The following is a 19344-nucleotide window of genomic DNA, read 5'->3' as shown; positions in this document are numbered from 1 at the left end:
TATAGTAAGAACAAGGTTTAATTATATTTAGATAAACAAAAAGGTAATGATTAAACTCATTACTGGTGAAGTATATGTTAATAGATAGTTGTTTAAAAAAGTTAGATGATAAGAAAACTTAATATTCTTTGAAACAATAATGAGATGTATAGTTGGAAATTAGTATCAATAGGTTGTTTTTTTATATAGCGGAGAGACTTGAAGGAATTGTAAAGTTATAGAATTGGTCACGATTCAATCAAAAAGTAAGTTATAATAAATATAGAATACTTATCCACGTATTGGATCGTCTATGTATTCCGAATACCCTACTATGAACAATGTATACAAAGAATACGATGGTTCTTATAGAAATTAATTAGAACCATTCCTGAAAATACACAAGCGTCATTCAAAAATTTTTAATAGCTAAAGTTGCGTATGAAAAATTATGGCTAGTTCTGTACTTATTATTAATCAGCTTTGGGTAAAATATACAATTGCTTTAAGGTTTTTCTTTGGAAAGGCCTATGTATTTGAGTATAGCTCCCTATAAATTATAAAACTCAAAAAAGTTCCCGAAAGGAAAATTTAATACGAGGTCTATTATATTAAGTTTATATAATAGCAGTTATTGTTTAGATTTACTGTAAAAGAAAAATGAGTATTTTTTTCTTTATATAAGATGGGAAAATCAATAATAGGAGCAGGTATGATTTCTTTTTATATTGAAAAGGAAAGGGAAAAGGACGTTTTATTACGGTAAATTCAAATGGTAAATGGTATAATTATTTTAAATACAGTTGGTTGAATATGTGAGGGCCTGATAAGAAGAACCTTCGTATGAACGCGCTGTAGAAATAAAATACCTTAGAGGAAGTCTTCAATATGGTAAAGGTATAATATAGAACACTGTGATTTACTCGTCTGCCTAAGGGAGAAAACATAGTTTAAAAAGTAAAACATATAATTCTTGAGCTAAAACTAGCCTAACTGCGCATTAAACAATTGCTAATATGTAAGGGGAATTTAACACGCAGTCTGTAGTAGGTAGTTAAGACGAAATTACTTAAAAAAGTATAATATCCCAAATAAGATTTAAATTATAATAGGAACGTCCATATTAGTTTACGTTTTAGCAATGCAATGTTAAAATGATAAATGAAAAACAAGAATGTTAGTTCAGGTTTGATCATCAGATCTTTTAAAATAATACAAATGAAAAATAACGATGTTAAAAATAATAATTGATTCTAAAGGATTAAAAAGGGAATTGTGATTAAAAAAGCTAAAACAAATTTGATGGTTCTAACAAAAAAGAAACCCACTCATTGACTGAGTGGGTTTCTACTACTACTACTACTACTACTACTATATATTCTACTTAAAATATATGTTCAAATGTATTCAATGTAACTGTTTAGTATAGTCTATGTAGTATATATGACGTGTTGAAAATAATGTACTTGCGTGATTAATAGGTTGTTAATAGGTTTAAACGAAATAATTAAACAGGTGATGTATACTGCTAAATGATATATAGATTGCTTTATACTATTCAGTTAACATAATAATTAAGGGTATGTAACTAATCGTAACAAGAATTAAAGAAGGAAAAGGAATTGTAAAAGGCATAAATAGATAGGCACAGTGCTAATTAGTATTCGAGTAGGGATTAGTAGTTAAAAGTAGCCTACTCGAATATAATATAGTTGAGTAGGCATTTCTTTTACTTAAATAACAATCAATCCCCTATAGACGTTATTTGGTTCAAAATTGAAAAATTAAGCCAAATATTACAACAGGAAAAACACTGATATTTGAATATTCAGTATGAGTAGGTATTGTTAGCGAGAGGTAAAATGGTAATGTATTTCAAACATATAGAGGTTGATACCAGTTATTGTTTGAATTTATTGTAGAAAGAAATGAGTGTTTTTTCTTTATGTAATAGTTTAGCTCCCAATAAGTTCGAAGTGTTCTGTTAAATGTCAAACTAGTATATTTAGAGAAATGAATTTGTAAATAAATGGAAATTTGATTTTTTGTTAAAATGAATATCACAAAAATATAGAGATGGTTATCGGGCTATACGCTACTATGCAGTGCCCGCCTGTAACTTTTTTTAAGTTATTTCGTCTTGAATAAAAACAAACAATGAAAACTCTTTATTTACTCTCAGTTTTAGGATCATTATTCTTACTTCAAAATTTAGTAGCTCAACAACCAAATATTAAATTTGGGCAAAAAGAAATTCTTATCGATTTAGACTATTTATATAGTTCACTAATAGATACCCATTATAATATATATGCATATGTAAGTGAAGAAGAGTTTTTGAAAAATTATAAAAACGTAAAAAAATCAATTCGTAAGGATTCTATTTCTTTATTACAGGCAACTACCATTTTTCAAAAAGTAATATCAGCTGCTAATAACGGTCATACGGAAATAGATTTCCCTGGGGTCTCTTATGGAAAATACGCTTATAATACTGGAACTATATTTCCTTTAGAAATTGCGTTTGAAAATAACAAAAGTTTAATTCGAAAAAACTTTTCAGGTAGTGCTGAAATTAAAATTGGTTCGGAAATTATAAGTATCAATGGAGTGTCAATGAACAAGATATTGGCTAAAATTTATCCACAAATTTCTGCAGAAAGAACGTATTTTAAAAATGCGAAAATTGAAATGTATTCCTTCCCAAGATATTACTGGCAAGTATTTGGAAAACAAGATAAATTTGAAGTAGAAATACTTTCAAATGGAAAAATTAAAACATATTCTATAAAAGCGGTAAATCTCATAGAGGGATATGAAATGAAAAGAACCGAGGTGCTCAACGCTCAAATGAAGTTAAAACGTTATGGTAGTTCTACTTATCTAAATCCTGGTAATTTTTCGGGTGATGAATATAAATACCGTCAGTTTATTGATTCAGCTTTTACAGAAATAAAAAAGAATAATACTAAAAACCTAATAATTGATCTGAGAAATAATTCAGGTGGCAATGATTCTTTCAGTGATTATTTAGTATCTTATATTGCGGATAGACCTTTTAAATGGAACGCAAAATTTACACTAAAAACAAGTCAATTTCTTAAAGAACATACCAGACAGCATAACGACACAACAAAAGCTTATTTTCATAATATACTTACACATAAAAACGGAGAGATATACGATTTTAAATTTGAGTCATACAAACCACAACAATATAGATTTTCAGGGAAAGTATTTGTATTGGTTAATAGGCAATCACACTCGCAGTCAGCTGTAACTGCTGCTCAAATACAGGACTATAGCTTCGGAATCATTGTTGGTGAAGAAACAGGGGATTTTCCTTCGTTATACGCTTCTCAATTTGATTATTCACTTCCGAATACTAAAATCTCTGTTAAGGTTGCAAAAGGATATATTGTTCGTGTAAATGGAAGCGCTAAGGAAGAAGGAGTAATACCAGATGTGTTTATCAAAGATCATTTATTGGATGAAAAAGATGAAATATTAATTGAACTTTTGTCTAGATTGAATGAAAAATACTAAGCATAATTATAGCAATCATTGGAAAAGAGGTGAAAACATTAAATGAAGAAGAATGAAACAAGATTTCTAAGAAATTGTTTTAATTTTTTTACACATATAAGGGGATTTACGAATGGTGTGGCATTTCCTGTGTTAGTTTATCTGCCATAATTGTTTATGGTAAATCCCTATCTATAGAAAACACACAAGCATAACTGCAAGGAAATAGTTGTGTAACTTTACCTAAGAATCGGTTGAATAGATGTTCTATTGCAGAATTCGGGTTAAAGTAGTATTGTTTTTCGAAATATTTTTATATTTATGATAATCTAAAATAAAGATATTTGAAATACCAAAACAGCAATGATCAAACTCGTTAACTCTAATCAGAGGCTTATTAGAATTGTTTATTTTTTAGTTCTGTTATGTGCTTTTTTAAAAATATACAATAACATTTTTGACAAAAAAGTAAGTTTAGTTGGAGATAATGCGAGTTATTATATCTTAGGAAACGCCATTGCGAATGGGAATGGCTATAAGAATATTCAACATTTCGAAAAAGAAGCACATTATCATTATCCACCGGGTTATCCAATACTAATAGGAGGTGTTATAAAACTATTTTCAAATGAGATAGTAAATATTAAAATATTAAATGGGGTTTTATTTTTTGGAGCTGTATTATTCCTGTTTTTACTAATAAAAGATCTTACACAAAATGATCATCTAGCTTTTGGAGTTAGTATTATAACACTTCTAAATTATCACCTTTTAGTATATTCCACTATTATGATGAGTGAAATTCCTTTTTTGTTTTTCTCAATGTTATGCTTATGGTTATTTATAAAACTAGATTTCTCTAAACCTGTTTTCAAAAATCCGCTTTTTTTTGTCTTACTGATTTGCTTGTCTTTTTCATTTTATATCCGTTCGGTAGCTTTAGCTCTGTTTATTAGCCTAGTGTGTTTTTTATTTCTAAAAAAACAATGGAATTATTTATATAGCTTAATAGGTGGTTTTATACTGTTATATCTGCCATGGATGATTAGAAACAGGCATTCAAAAGGAAATTCCTATTTATATCAGTTATCTTTAAAAAATCCATATCAACCTGAGTTAGGAAGGATCGGGTTTGCTGATATTTGGGAAAGAGTTTTACATAATATAGAAAGGTATCTAACCAAAGAAATCCCTTCGAGTATGATACATTCTAAAGACCTTGTTTATACAGAAGCATCTGCGTCTGTGATCGAATGGAGTTTAGGGGTTTTCATTGTAGGGCTTGTTTTATTTGGAATATTTAGACTTGCAAAATTCAGGCTTTTTATTCTGTTGTATGTACTTTCTTTCTTATCATTATTAATGATATGGCCTAATGTATGGTATGGAACACGTTTTCTATTACCACTCGTTCCTATATTTATTTTTTTGTTTATTTTAGGAGTGATAGAAATGATTAAATGGTTAAACGCTAGAGTTTTTCCAAAAACTGAAAAATACCTTACACCAATACTCATGGTATTGATTTTTAGTTCTTGGACTTTTATTTACGGGAATGAGTCAATACAGAAATTACAAAACCGAGCCAAGGGCACTTACGCAAGCAATTATAAAAATTATTTTGCCTTAGCTGACTGGGTAAACAAAAATACCCCTAAAAATTCTGTAACCTGTGCACGAAAGGAAGGGTTGTTTCATTTATTTTCCAAAAAACATGTAACTAGTTATCAAAAAAACCTAGATAAAGAAGCACAAATTGAATATTTTAAAAGTAAAAATGTGGATTATGTGGTGGTTGAGCAACTTGGGTATTCTTCTACTTATAAGTATTTAGTGCCGGTAATAGACCGATACCCCAAAAAGTTTAAGATTATCAAAGAACTAAAAAAACCTAATACCTATATCATGCAATTTTTACCTGAATTAGGATATTCGGGGGCCTGGAAAAATGAAAAGAGAAATGGTTTGGGTACCTATGTTTGGGAAGATGGTCAAAAATACATAGGGTATTGGAAAAACAACCTAAGGCATGGTCAAGGAACTGTTTATTTTGAAAATGGTGAGTACCTTACTGGAGTTTGGGAAGAAGGTAAGCTAAATGGGAAGGTTGTGAAAAAATCTAAAAACAATAAAACCATTGAAATAAGTATATATAAAAACAATTTAAAAGTGAAAGAAATCAATGAATCTAACTAAACTTTCTATCATAATTCCTGTCTATAATGAAGCTCCTACAGTGAGGTTCATTTTGGATAAGATTAAAGCAGTACAATTAACTAATAATATTCAAAAAGAATTTGTAATTGTTGATGATTATTCACAAGATGATTCTAAGAAATTGGTGTTAGAATTTATGGAAGAGAATCCATCATTGAACATAAAATTTAACGAACATTCAAGAAATAGAGGTAAAGGAGCCTCAATACAAACAGGTGTCTCTCAAGCCACAGGAGAGTATCTTATAATTCAAGATGCTGATTTAGAGTACGATCCAGAAGAGTATAATTTACTTTTGAAACCTGTAATAAAAGGTGTTGCGGATGTGGTTTATGGTTCAAGATTTATAGGAAGGCAACCGCATCGTATTTTGTATTTCTGGCATTATGCAGGAAATAAATTTTTGACGTTTCTATCGAACATATTTTCAAATTTGAATCTGTCAGATATGGAAACATGCTATAAGGTGTTTAATACAAAGATGATACAATCGATTAAACTCACTGAAAAACGCTTTGGCTTTGAGCCAGAGATCTCAGCCAAAATTTCAAGAATCAAAGGTATCCGTATATATGAAGTTGGTATTTCTTATTACGGGCGTCTCTATGATGAAGGGAAAAAAATTGGATGGAAAGATGGTGTTAGGGCTATTTATTGTATCGTAAAATATGGGTTGTTTAGGATGAATTGAATTTTACTTCTGCAATTAATTCAATTCTGATGTTAATTTGCCAATCATACTTGTTTATGGTAAATACTGATCGATAGATTATACTATTGTACACTGAATTTTTTCTGTTATTTTGAAGATATAGAAAGCAAGCATGACTGCAAGGAAATAATACCAATTCTGATATTAATTTATCGATCGTAATTATTTGTGGTAAATACCGATCTATAGGTAAGACATAGGCATGACTCCAAGGAAATGATTGCGTAACTTTACCTAATAACCGGTATAAATTTGTGGAGATTTTAGAACTTTATATACTTAACATCGTAAATTGCCCATATGTATTAAACCATAAAAGAATCAGTCTTAATTTCTGATCAAGAATAAAACTAATTATTATTTAATAAATACAAGCCAATTAATGTTGGAATTATGGTTTACTAATATTTGAATACTTAAAAAACACGCTCTACTATTAAAAGCTGTCCAAAAATGCTAAATAGTAAAAAAGTGTCTTAATGATATTATTTCCATCATGCTCATAAATTTAGTTCTAAAATAGATCGATGTTTTGTTAATGTTTTACTGCAAAACCTGGACGATCAAGACGCTATTTTTAGTATTTTTTTTTCACTGTTTTGAAAATAATTGAAAATATATTAAATTGATTGTAAGGGTTTTATGTGGAGTGCGTCCAATAAATAAATAAAAACATTAAAGAGTGTTCATAAAATCAAAATATCAATATATCATGAAAAAATTAACATTAATTTTATTTAGCATTATTATCGCAAGTTGTACAAGTGAGGATCTAAAAATTGACGAAATTGAAAATAATGAAGTTGAGGTAGTAGTACCAGATACCGATACTACAGGTGGGGTAGATGTAACAACACCTTCTGAAACAAGTGTTGTTGGAACTTGGCAAAGAATAGTACAAGATGAGTACGGATCACAAGATTCAAGAACAATAATCATAAATGAAGACGGGGTTGGAAGTCAAATAGAAGTAAAGCCTCTATGGTATGATCCTTGTGTGTATGTAAGTTGCCCTTACTATATTCCAGAAACAACTTGGCATTTAAGCTTTACTTATACGGTTAATGAAGATAATACTAAGATTTCTTTAGACTATCCAGGTTATTATGATTATGTTAATGTCAATGGTCAAGAGTGTAATTACTGCACAACAACTTATTCTACGCATGACGATCTTGTTGATGTTGAATTAAATTTGGAACAAGGATTTATTAGATATATAGATTATGATGGGACAGAAATTAAGTATATAAAGATTAATTAAGGAAAAGGAAAAGGAAAAGGAAAAGATTCGTTCGTTGTTGTTTTGTTCTTAATTGTTTTAAATATAAAGAGATATATTAAATAAATTAAAAACCGTAATTAAAACCATAAATAAGTGTCTTTAGTTAATATTTAACTATTTTTCTAAAGTGCTTGTTTCGGTTTTGTAACTATACTTTTGAGTCTATTGTATCCTTTCCCTCGTCCCCTCCCATTTTTAAAAACAATCAATAATACACTAGTTCAATAACATTAGAAATGCCATTTTAAAGCATAGATAAAAGGATTTAAATAATACCTATGTTTTTTGGAGTCAATTGAGATCAGAAGAAAAATGTTAGAATTTCAGAATAAATATCTGTGGTAATTATAAAACAAACAACACACGTATCTTTGCTAGTGAAGCAAATTTGCATGCTAAAGAAGGAATAAGTAGATGAGATATTCAAAGTTATTGATTTGATCTCACAATCAATAGATAGTATCGTTTTTTAAGGAGTTAAGTTGTAAATTATCAAGCAGCAGTTTTAATAATTATATCGGTTATTTCGCTATGGTTCAACTGAAAAAGGTTAGTACTGCAAAAAGTATAAGAATTAAACGTTGATTTGAAATTTGATATCAAGTTTTAGTAAAATATTCCAACCTGTATTACAAACATAGTCGCTACTAGGCGACTATGTTTGTATATAGTATATATAAGGTTAGCTAAGAATGCGAAAGATTAATAGACTAAATGAGGGTATTCTGCTTTTCTACTTTGAAATTTAAGAATGTTATTTTTAACAACAATACCTTCATCAATATTTATCGCTTTGTGAATGGTTTTATTTGCCATCCAACTTGCCCGCCCTTTAATTACTGAAGGTACGTGTACAATTAATGCTGCAGAAATAGATCTTGATGCGCTTTCCCAAAAATAGCTAGGAGTATGGTCTACCGCATAGTAATCAATATTATCGATTGATAATAAAGGGTGTTTAAATGTGGTAGGCTTCGCAAAATAAAACCCCATTGCCTCGTCACAGCTAACATCTATAATAAGAGTACCTGGCTTTAAATAATGTTTTTCATCTTCATTTACAAAGTTGATAGGGTTGTTGGTGTCTTGAAAAGTACCATTAATAATGATTTCAGATTCACTAATCAAGTTTAATAATGGGCGTTCAGTACCATCATGTTCAACTACAATTAATCGAGGTTCGTACTCTTCACCTCTTCTAATTCGAAGGTAGTGAACATCTAATACTTCTTCTCTTACCTCATGATCTGGTCTTTGAATACAAATAGTTATATCTCGAAATCCATGAGCCTTCAACGCATAAATAGCACCTCTGCTTACTGCCCCAAAACTAAAGATAACAACCTTTCTTTGATTGCCATAATGACCATCAATTCCCTTAAGCTGAAGAGCGTGAATAACAGCACTATAACCTGCCATTTCGTTATTTTTATAAAAGGTATGTCTACCAATTTGACCACTTGGTTGCCAAGCATACATATCTTCAAAAGCTATTAATGTTAGTTTTTTGTCAATAGCTTTTTGAGTAATTTCATTTTGTTGTGCGCAGTGAGGATAACCCCAAATCAATCCACCTTCTTTTATTTGTTCCAAATCTGACAATACAGGTTTAGCAATAATTGCAGACCCAATATCGGTGAGTATTTCGTCACGTGAAGCAACGCCACCTGTTAGTTCACAAATTTGCTCATCATCTATATTAAAGCGCCTACCATATCCTTTTTCGAAAATCAGTTGTTTTCGAATATGCTCGGGCAATCGATTTAAATGTTCAGGATGTATAGGTACACGTCTTTCGTCTTCTTTTTTGGATGTACCAATTACACCCATTTTTAATAAAGTCATATTAATTCTTTTTTAAGTATAGAGACGGATTGCAGATTGATGAAGTAGGCAAAACGTCAGTATGAAACTCTTGATGTAGGTTAGTATCTAGAAGTCATACATCTAATGACAACTATGGTTTCATTAATCAAATTTGGTTATGAAATGTGTACGTAACGTACGCTCTCTCGTGATATGAGATTTTTGATTAAGATCAACGGATAAATAATCCTGACATAAAGATAGTCTTTATAACCGAGATTATAGTCTCTTATCATATATATGTTAGCTTGCAATTAAAATTCAATACGCTGTAACATATTAATGCCATTTATGAGGTTAATTTACACAGTATAATTAATTATGGTCAATGCCGATTTATAGGTGATAGTCTTTATAAGGTTAAATTTTATTTATGGCCTTTTTTTGAGGAAACAAAAACAATACAAGTTGGAATACACCATTTTCAATTCCCTAAAATTATTTATAGTAGTGTCCTAATATGCTATAGTTATGAAAAAAAAGGAGTTTTGATGGAGGATTTAATTATTAATTCCTTGAAAATAAACCTTATAGATAAAAATTATATAGTTAAACATAGATTTATCAAATTTCTTGGAGTACTTGGAGTATTTTATTTTTCTTTTAAAAATGACATCTTTTCGAGTTGATAATTCATTTGAAAAATACCATGATTTAATAGGGATAATATCTAGCTCTCTATCTTTTATTTTTATAGTACTTTGGTTTTTAAACAGTTTTATGTATTCAAAAAATGGGTACGTCATTCTAGAATTTGACAAAATACTAATTCAAAAGAATGGCTGGAGTAAAACACTTGAACTAAAAGATTTTAAACGAATAAAGATTACGCAAATTAGGGGAAAAGAATACACCATAAGATTGGATAACTCTGTTTACCATATTGAACTAAATCCCTCCGAATTAACATCGTTAAAAATCTTAAAAACAATAATTCCATTACATTTTCCAAAGAAGCACCTTATCGATAGAATTAAATATAGTATATATAAATTTTCGAAAAAGAATAGAGCTTTTATTGATCATGTAAATCGATCATGAAATCGGCTTTACAACGGTATATATGAAATCAAAACAATTTAATGCCAAATCTAAAGATCGTTTCCTTTTTATATCGGCACTAAATTTTATAAATCAATGAAGAAATTAACATGTGTGGATACATCGATTGGATCGAGTATACCTGACTTGTTCTAATTCCTGTATTTGAAGTTAATTTTTATTAAAAATATAAGTTAAAATATTGGTATATAAACAATTGAAAAAAACGGGAGTTGTTTTTTTACTGAGAATCGCTGTAAGGCTGATGTTATTCAGATGGTAAGAAAAAGGCATAAGCAATATAAAATCAGCATTAGGAAGGCATAGAGAGGGGATGTAAAGAAACAACCTTCTACTTTATTTTTCCATTAGAGCTTTTTTCAAATTAACGTAATTGCTTAGATTTGTAGTATAAGAGCCGTTTGAGGGAAGGTTATCAAATACGGTTCTGTGAGAGGATTTGGGTGAAACTCGCTTTATCTACTTGAAAACAAATTGTTATCCCTAATGTAAGAAATGACTGAAGAAGAAAATAAAATATGGACAAAAGTTAAAAATTTTGAAATTGATAATATAGATTCTTCTTTTACATTTACAGATAGACTTGCCAGAGAAAATGATTGGTCTATAGAATATTCATTAAGAACAATATTTGAATACAAAAAGTTTATATTTTTAATCACCATTTCGGATTTTCCACAAACGCCTTCTGATCAAATTGACCAAGTTTGGCATCTTCATTTACTGTATACAGAGTCTTATTGGATTGAACTTTGCAAAAACACCATAAATAAGAGTATTCATCACGGCCCAACTAAAGGCATGGAAGAAAGAGCTTTGTTTAAAGATCAATACATTAAAACCCTTGAGTTTTACGAATCAATATTTAACGAAAAACCACCGAAAGATATTTGGACTGACGTTAACACAAGATTTAAAGAAATTCACTTTACAAGAGTTAATAGAAAAAGAAATTGGGTAATCCCTAAAATACTCTTTAAAAACTAATGAAAATATTATCTCAGATATCACCAGCAGAAACAATGTTAATTAAAGATTGTAATGCTGCTCAACTAAAGGATTTAATGAAATATACTTTTATGGATTTACTTCTAAAAAAAGTTATTGAAATAAAAGAAGTCAATAAAAAATCTCACGCCAGAGATAAATACATAAGAAGATATACATACGTAGTTTCTGGTAAAAACTTTCGAAAATATAAACCTAAAAAACACGAATTAATCTATTTAAGCCCATTTATAAAAAGTCAGTCAATTCAAATATTATTTAAGAATTTTATTAAGATGGTTTACGATTCTTCAAATGGTAAATGGAGTTTTAAAAAGTCAATAAGAAACAATCAAGAAATTAATCAATATTTTAAACAAACATTTTTTTTAAATCTTTTTAGACAAAGTAAATTAGGAGGTGATGGAAATAAATTAAAAAAAGAAATTTCAAATTATTTGTCTGAGATAGACAAAAATATTGATTACCTCCTTCATAATGACCCTAAAAAAGGGGTAGAACTATTGTTGAAGATTGGAGGGAATATCTTTTTGCTTAAAAATTTAAATTTTCAACTTTTAAAAAAAATAGACAAAGAATTCATAAACCAACAAAGAGTATGGCATGCTGAAAATTATGATGCTGATAGTGGTTGGTGGCTGTACATAGACTTTTTTGAAGATAATTTTATGTTTGATTCATACTTTGACAGTTTTGATGATACTTTAGATTCTTTTGACTCCGAATTTGATGCATCTGGTTGTTCGTCTTGTGATAGTGGATGTAGTAGTTGTGGTGGATGCGATTAAAAAGATGGAAGTAAATAAGTAAAAATGGCAAGAGTGAATACCAAACCCAAAGTTGGTATATATTAACAAAGTTGGTCAAATAAAATATAAAAGTAAACTATGATGAGTAACAAAGTGATGTCATCGAAATTAGCATTGAATTAAAATAGAGTATTCCGGTAAGCCAATGCTTTATGATTTGTTGACTGATCAGTTCCATAGCATTGGGAAAAGGGACAAGCTTGGTTTATGTTATACGATTTACCATTTTCTTTTACAGTAAATTCAAACAATAATTGGTGATAAAAAGAAGGCTTAGTTGTTTTACTAATAAAACCTAGGGTAGTAGTAATGGTTTTTAGAAAAGGGTGAAAATAAAATTTTACAATTAGATCTTGCCCCGAAATACCTTGGCATATCAAGTGTTGGGCTCACTAATTTCAGCCTTTTATTATAAGGCTATTTTTACGTTATATTTCTCTAAATTTTTGAGGTAATTGGAAGAAGAAAAATGATCACTATCAAACTCATCTTTTCGATTCTTTTTCATCTCAATACGTTTAATAGCTACTAAAAAACGTCGCATTTCAGTATCGTTATGAACAATAATACCAGGTACCGTTACCCCTTGCCCTTCTTTATTGACGGCAACCATCGTAAAATATGAAGAATTACAATGGTTTATATGGCCTGTTTGAATATTTTGTGATTCTACTCGGATACCAACCACCATTGACGTTTTACCCACGTAATTAATGGATGCCTTTAAGGTAACCAATTCACCCACCTCAATGGGGTTGAGAAAGTCAACCGTATCAACAGAGGCGGTAACACAATAATTCCCTGAATGTTTTGACGCACAAGCAAAAGCAATTTGATCCATTAAGCTTAAGATGTAACCTCCGTGAATTTTACCACTAAAATTCGCATGAGAAGGTAACATTAGCTCTGATATAGTAATACGAGTATCTTTAATCTTCTTAAAACTATTCATCCTTTTCATCTTTAATAACCCCTCTAAAATGAGGTGACGATTCTTCTTCTACTTTGGTGATAAAATATTTAGTATCGCCTAACCAGAAAAACGTACCAAAGCGTTCTTTATAATGAACCTTGACATATCTTCCTTGATATTTTTGAAGGTCGTTGATGACTTGTTGGTCTCTATCTTCCACAGAAAATGAAAAAATCTGAGCACCAGAAATCCCTTGACTTATTTCTCCTTCCCAAGTTTTAACGGCGACTCCTTTATAGCTAATTTTTATGAGCTCTCCAGAACGAACCCCTTCACTGTAAGGAATAAAATAGATAAATGCATAATACAATGCAGCTATTAGTGTAATGATAATCAGTAGTAAGGCTAAGATTTTTTTCATGGAGTAATGTTGTTATCGCTATACAAAAGTAAGGTTAAAATTTTGACTTGTAAAATGAATTGAAATTGCTAAGTTTGTATAGCTTCAAAAAATACAGAAATGAATTATATTTTATTTGATGGTGATGTTCGAAATGCCTTGTTACCACTGACATATACAAGACCTGTTGCAGATATTAGAATCGGTATTTTAACTATTCGTGAAAAATGGGAGAAGTTTTTAGGATTTACAACAACGACCCTAACAGAGGAATATTTAGAAGAAAAATATCCCATGGTTGAAATGGAAGAAAACATTTTATTAAATGCTTCTTTTTTGCCAACGAAACATTTGGTTGAAATGATCAAAAACCTGGCGCCTAATCAGGCGATCTTTAAAGGAGAGGATGTCATTGCTTTTTATACAGAAGATACCCAAGAAGAAGTTGATTTTTCAAATTATGAACAATTAGAATTCGAAGATGAAATAATACAAATTAGGAATACATGGGATTTATTTTCGTTAAATGGCACAGCAATAAGAGCCGACTTTGATTTAATAACAGAAGGAAGAAAGTCACAACCTATACCAGAAACCGTTAATTGTATCCATAGAGAGGATATTTTTATTGAAGAAGGTGCAACCATAACCTTCGCTACTTTAAATGCCACGAATGGCCCGATTTATATTGGAAAAAATGCACTGGTAATGGAAGGATGCCTTGTCAGAGGAGCTTTGGCAATGTGTGAGAATTCGGTTTTAAAAATGGGGGCTAAAATATATGGAGCTACCACGTTAGGACCTCACAGTAAAATAGGAGGAGAGGTAAATAATTCCTTATTTCTAGGCTACGCTAACAAAGGACACGATGGGTATTTAGGCAATTCTGTAATAGGAGAGTGGTGTAATTTAGGCGCTGACACTAACAATTCCAATTTAAAAAATAATTATGCAGAAGTTAAATTATGGAGTTATGAAACGAATAGGTTTGTAAAAACAGGATTACAATTTTGTGGTTTGATAATGGGTGATCATTCTAAATGTGGTATCAATACCATGTTTAATACTGGTACAGTGATAGGAGTGTCTGCCAATATTTTTGGAAGTGGATTTCCACGTAATTTTGTGCCATCATATACTTGGGGTGGTGCTGCTGGATTTACTGAATATAAAACCAACAAAGTTTTTGAAGTTGCTGAAGTAGTTATGAAACGAAGGAATATCGAGTTCGACGATCGAGAAAAAAAAATTCTTGAACATGTTTTTGAAGAAACAAAAAAATATAGGAATTATTAAGAAAAGGCTTGCTTTAGCAAGCCTTTTTTATTTCTTGATACTACAGAAAAAATCCAACGTGTCTTTATCACAGTTTTCGGTTAAAGTATAATCGTTAGATGAAATTTTATAAACCAGTTCTTGGTGATTTTTCATTAATTTTTTTCTGGTTATTCTATTCATAATTTCATACGGAAATTTTAATAAAAACGAAGGAGCCATTTTTTCTAACCTAAGGATATCCCATTGTAATATTTTTTGAACTCTTAATTTATTTTGAAGGTAATATTTGTTGGAGATATGGTTGCCTTTAATTCCTTTTATGCTAACAGAACTAAAAACTGATTTCAATAAACTTTGTAGCTCTTGGTGCTCATACTCTCTATAATGCCATGGGTTTCTAGCATTAGATTGTGTTTTGTTAGGGGTTGTTAAAAATAAGGTACCTCCAGGTTTCAGTACCCTGTGTATCTCTTTCAAAAAAACATGGTCATCTTTTATATGTTCAATAACTTGAAAACTTACAACATAATCTAAGCTATTGCTTTCTATTTTTGTTAGAGGAGGCACTTTTTGTTGATATAGTATGGCGTCAGGAAACTTTACAGATAATTGTTTTATGGCATAGTGAGATTTATCTACCGCATAGATTTTATCGCAATTTGGAGCAATCAAACTAAGTCCATAACCTTCACCAGGACCGATTTCAAGCAAAGAACCCTGTACTTTATTTTGTATCAATTCATAGGCCTTTTTTGTACGTTGATATAAAGGGGAATCTGACGTTATTTTTGAAGATGTTACTTCAGTAGAGAAAAAGAACATATATATTAGTTTGGTAAAATTGTTTCTTGCCAATCAGTGAACTGTTGTTTAAAACGAGATAAACTTAAAACGTTAGTTTCATAATATGGCAAATTATAAGTTTTTATTTGAGTCATCATTTGATCGTAGAATCGTAGTAATCTAGTCGCATATTTAATGTTAATAATTTTTCTAGGAGGATTAAACGAAAGGATCCATTGTAGCTCATTTTTGATGTTTTCTATTGCGCTTATACAAACTTGATTGCCTTTATCAGTGTTGTGCAAACGATAGTATAGCTTACCTAATGCAAATCCGAATTCCTGAAAAGGAATAGATTCATTAGGAGCTATTTTTATCGCATAATCAATGATATTTTCTGCTTCTTTTAGGCGATTTTGTTCAATAAAAGCTTGGGCTAAAAAGTAGTACGACCTTCGTAAAATACTTCTTGAAATACCAACAGATTCATCAGTAATTTTTGAATCTCTGTTATTGAGTATACTAAAAGGGTTGGACAAAACCATATTTTCCAAAGATGTTTGTGTATCAACTATTTTAGGATTTAATTCTTTGTTTGATCGAACATAAGGAAGCAATTGAGAAACAAGACCTTTTTGAACTAGAAATTGATCCAGGCCTATAACATGTTTTTTATCACCTATTTCAGTAAAGCAAATGGGTCTACTTTCTAAATTATTTCCAATAATATCCAACAGAACAATATCATTTTTAAGATAAATTTTCTTTTCATAACTCCATTTCAAGGTATCTAGAGGAAGCGCTGCATTATCTAGTAATGATTTATTTTGTTTAATAGGAACTAAAAATTTTTCTGTAGGGATTCTGTAAAATTTATGGCCCTCTAGGGTCATTTGATTACGTGGATTGTTCAAGAAAGTGCCTATTTTGTTAAGATTAAGGTATTTGTTGGTTAATTTTTGCAAAGGTATTTCAGTGGTATGTTTCGAATATATAAAATCGTTGTTTAGTGAAATATCAATAGGAGCGGATTGATTTAGTGGTATCTTTAATCGCTGTATGTACCAATCAAAAAGTAACTGGTCATAGTTTATGATTCGTATATCAGTTCTATAATTTTCAACCTCTTGTAAATAATAAAAAGGAAAAGTCGTATTGTCATAATTAGTAATGAGAATGGCCTGCTTCGGGCAAGCATCCAGATACGCTTTGCCCATTTCATAAGCAAAAACTTCCTGTTTTCTGTGATGATTATCAAAACCTTTGGCGAACAACTGAAAGGGTGCTATACAAAAGGTTGTAACTGTAATGGTAATCATTCTAATTTTTTCATTTTTTATAAAGGTTGAAAAAGTATAGAGGGCATTGACAGATAAGCCTATCCAAATACAGAAAAACAGAAACGAACCAGTAAAAATATAATCCCTTTCCCTAATTAAAATACTCTGAGGTACGGGGTTTACATAGAGTATAATGCCGATACCAAAAGATAGAAAAAGAAGTAGTGTTGTTAAAAAGTAAACCTTGTGCTTTCGCAGATGGTAAAGACCAAGTAAAGCTAATAAAAACGGAAGTGCGTAAAAGTGATCATTGCTATCTTGATCACTGTAAAATTGAGGTATTTCGGTTTTCTCTCCAATGTATGATCGATCTATAAAATTCAATCCTGAAGCCCAATTTCCTTTGGTAATATTTCCTGTTCCTTTAAAGGTGTTTTGCGTACCTATAAAATTTTGAAACAAGTATCGTAAATACAACCAGTTTATTTGATAATTATAAAAGAAAGATAGATTTTCCAAAAACGTAGGTTTGTAAATGGTTTCTTTCGAATGTGCTAAAGTAATGGGTTTACCTTTTATTTTTGTCCAGTTTTTATATCCCTTTTTATTGATATCACTTTTATGGTACATTCTAGGAAACAACATATCAAACCTTTTGTCATAATTCAGGGCATTGTTTTTTCCATCGTCAATAATTCTATACTTTTTAGTAATAGCATCGTATTTAAAAGTAGGTTTGCCATCTACAAAAGGTTTTTTATAATCTACCACAGCATTAAAGGAACTTCCCTTTAATAATGGGATATGGGTAACACCAAATTGTTCTGCTTTCACATAGCTCAACAAGTCAGTAGGGGTTACGACAAGGGTAGATATACCTGTGTTTACTTGCGATCGTAGTAATGGGAAAATATAAGAAGAAGATCCTACGTAAAACATGAATAGGCACAACAAAGAAAAGTGAAGTGTGTTTTTTTGAAGTTTTAAGGTAATAAAAATACCAATGAGAAGACTACATATAATTACTGCAAAAGTGAAAAGAGCACCGTAATTTAAAGGTAATGATAAATTGTTCACAGTATAAATATCTACCGATGCTAACAAAGAAATAGTACCCTGAAATACGATATTTAACAAAAAGAAAAACAACAACAAACCACAACCTAGCGAAAGTAGAATATGATAAAAAGTAAAACCTATTTTTTTATAAAAAAAAAACACGCACAGCGGTATGATAATAGCAATATTTATGCTGTGAACACCTATGGAAACTCCAAGTATTAGAACAAAAAGAAGCATTCGTTTTTTTTCTTGAATTTTACAGGTAGCGCTTTCCCATTTTAACGCTAACCAAAAAAGCAAAACGAGTAGAAAAAAAGATAGGGAATATACCTCCGTTTCTGTTGATGAAGTCCAAAAACTATGGCAAAAAGCAAAAGATAACGAACCAATTATACCCGCTACTATAGAAATGAGTTGATGGGATTCTTTAGAAATTTGGTCAGAAATATAAACGATTACATGAAATAAGAATTTGATAGTCAATGCTCCAAAAAAAGAAGAAATTAAGTTAGAAACAATTACTGGCTTAATAAAAAAGAAGATTCCAATAACAGTATTGCATAAAAGTGTATACAATGGAGCACCTGCCGGATGCGTTGTCTGAAGCCTATAATTTGAAGCAATAAACTCAGGGCTATCCCAAAAAGAAATAGTTAAAGGAATACAAGTAGCATAGACAACAAAGGAAACTAAAAAGAGCCCCCAGCCAATAGTAGTTTGGTTAAATTTCACAATACTCAAATATATAATAATCATCAATTATATGAAAATAATGATGTTTTTTTGATTTTTTTTGAATTATTTTTTCTTTATTAAGAAAAAAAATAATAATTTAGTATTGTTAAAACTTTAAAGCCCTAAGTTTAAATCTAATAGTTTAGTAAATTTACGTTCTTTTGTTTAGTAAAAAAATATGATAACTATCGTCTGTTAAGAAGTTTTCCCCAAAACGCATTGATATTTATGATGTAGAATCTACCAATGGGTAGTTTTAACTTTCGCTTTCCCAAGTGTTATACGATTTACAAATACATATTTAGTATATAGGTATTGAATTATTTTAAGTTAGTTTAAGGCATAAAACTTTAGCATAGCCCAAGCTATGGTTAAGTTTTATAACGCAAAAATAGCTACAAAAGAAATAATAGATATGCGAAATATGTAT

The 19344-nt window shown here is 30.2% G+C and carries 13 protein-coding genes; 8 read left to right on the top strand and 5 right to left on the bottom strand.

Going from position 1 to position 19344, the window contains the following annotated elements:
- The first annotated feature begins 2136 nt into the window (after nt 1-2136).
- From AC2TDS_RS03035 to AC2TDS_RS03020, 4 genes are all read left to right on the top strand, one after another.
- Nucleotides 2137-3525 carry a S41 family peptidase gene (locus tag AC2TDS_RS03035; RefSeq protein ID WP_484737657.1) on the top strand — a complete coding sequence of 463 codons (1389 nt, stop codon included), beginning with the start codon at nt 2137-2139 and terminating at the stop codon, nt 3523-3525.
- 342 nt (nt 3526-3867) lie between these two features.
- Nucleotides 3868-5700: an ArnT family glycosyltransferase gene (locus AC2TDS_RS03030; protein WP_484737656.1), complete on the top strand. Its 1833-nt coding sequence runs from the start codon at nt 3868-3870 to the stop codon at nt 5698-5700.
- Complete coding sequence (locus tag AC2TDS_RS03025) at nt 5687-6412, top strand: glycosyltransferase family 2 protein (protein WP_484737655.1); 726 nt, start codon at nt 5687-5689, stop codon at nt 6410-6412. Before AC2TDS_RS03030 ends, AC2TDS_RS03025 begins: the two co-directional genes overlap by 14 nt.
- Before the next feature lie 733 nt (nt 6413-7145).
- On the top strand, nt 7146-7697 hold the full coding sequence (locus tag AC2TDS_RS03020) for a hypothetical protein (RefSeq protein ID WP_484737654.1): 552 nt from the start codon (nt 7146-7148) through the stop codon (nt 7695-7697).
- Nucleotides 7698-8420: 723 nt separating this feature from the next.
- On the opposite strand, the gene AC2TDS_RS03015 is transcribed toward AC2TDS_RS03020, so the two are convergent.
- Nucleotides 8421-9563, bottom strand: coding sequence for a N(5)-(carboxyethyl)ornithine synthase (locus tag AC2TDS_RS03015; protein WP_484737653.1), 1143 nt, complete (start codon nt 9561-9563; stop codon nt 8421-8423).
- 630 nt (nt 9564-10193) lie between these two features.
- Between AC2TDS_RS03015 and AC2TDS_RS03010 the strand changes: the two genes are divergently transcribed.
- The 3 genes from AC2TDS_RS03010 to AC2TDS_RS03000 all read left to right on the top strand — a co-directional run bounded on the left by AC2TDS_RS03010 (nt 10194) and on the right by AC2TDS_RS03000 (nt 12442).
- Nucleotides 10194-10625: a hypothetical protein gene (locus tag AC2TDS_RS03010; protein WP_484737652.1), complete on the top strand. Its 432-nt coding sequence runs from the start codon at nt 10194-10196 to the stop codon at nt 10623-10625.
- Nucleotides 10626-11141: 516 nt separating this feature from the next.
- Nucleotides 11142-11633 (top strand): glycine-rich domain-containing protein, encoded by a 492-nt coding sequence (locus tag AC2TDS_RS03005; RefSeq protein WP_484737651.1) that lies wholly within the window; start codon nt 11142-11144, stop codon nt 11631-11633.
- Nucleotides 11633-12442 carry a hypothetical protein gene (locus tag AC2TDS_RS03000; RefSeq protein WP_484737650.1) on the top strand — a complete coding sequence of 270 codons (810 nt, stop codon included), beginning with the start codon at nt 11633-11635 and terminating at the stop codon, nt 12440-12442. Before AC2TDS_RS03005 ends, AC2TDS_RS03000 begins: the two co-directional genes overlap by 1 nt.
- 430 nt (nt 12443-12872) lie before the next feature.
- Here AC2TDS_RS03000 and AC2TDS_RS02995 read toward each other — a convergent pair whose 3' ends face one another.
- Complete coding sequence (locus tag AC2TDS_RS02995) at nt 12873-13415, bottom strand: acyl-CoA thioesterase (RefSeq protein WP_484737649.1); 543 nt, start codon at nt 13413-13415, stop codon at nt 12873-12875.
- The gene (locus AC2TDS_RS02990; RefSeq protein WP_484737648.1) at nt 13408-13797 is read right to left on the bottom strand and encodes a DUF8785 domain-containing protein; all 390 of its coding nucleotides are present in this window, start codon (nt 13795-13797) and stop codon (nt 13408-13410) included. The genes AC2TDS_RS02995 and AC2TDS_RS02990 overlap by 8 nt, the downstream gene beginning before the upstream one ends.
- Nucleotides 13798-13896: 99 nt before the next feature.
- Here AC2TDS_RS02990 and AC2TDS_RS02985 point away from each other — a divergent pair, with 99 nt between their 5' ends.
- Nucleotides 13897-15072, top strand: coding sequence for a GlmU family protein (locus AC2TDS_RS02985; protein WP_484737647.1), 1176 nt, complete (start codon nt 13897-13899; stop codon nt 15070-15072).
- 27 nt (nt 15073-15099) lie between these two features.
- On the opposite strand, the gene AC2TDS_RS02980 is transcribed toward AC2TDS_RS02985, so the two are convergent.
- Nucleotides 15100-15876, bottom strand: a complete 777-nt coding sequence (locus AC2TDS_RS02980) for a class I SAM-dependent methyltransferase (RefSeq protein WP_484737646.1) — start codon at nt 15874-15876, stop codon at nt 15100-15102.
- Between the two features lie 5 nt (nt 15877-15881).
- On the bottom strand, nt 15882-18911 hold the full coding sequence (locus AC2TDS_RS02975; protein ID WP_484737645.1) for a protein O-mannosyl-transferase family: 3030 nt from the start codon (nt 18909-18911) through the stop codon (nt 15882-15884).
- Nucleotides 18912-19344 lie beyond the last annotated feature (433 nt).

The organism is Tenacibaculum profundicola, assembly GCF_057220795.1.
The sequence above is the reverse complement of the archived record's forward strand: the minus strand, read 5'-3'. Positions and strand labels throughout refer to the sequence as shown.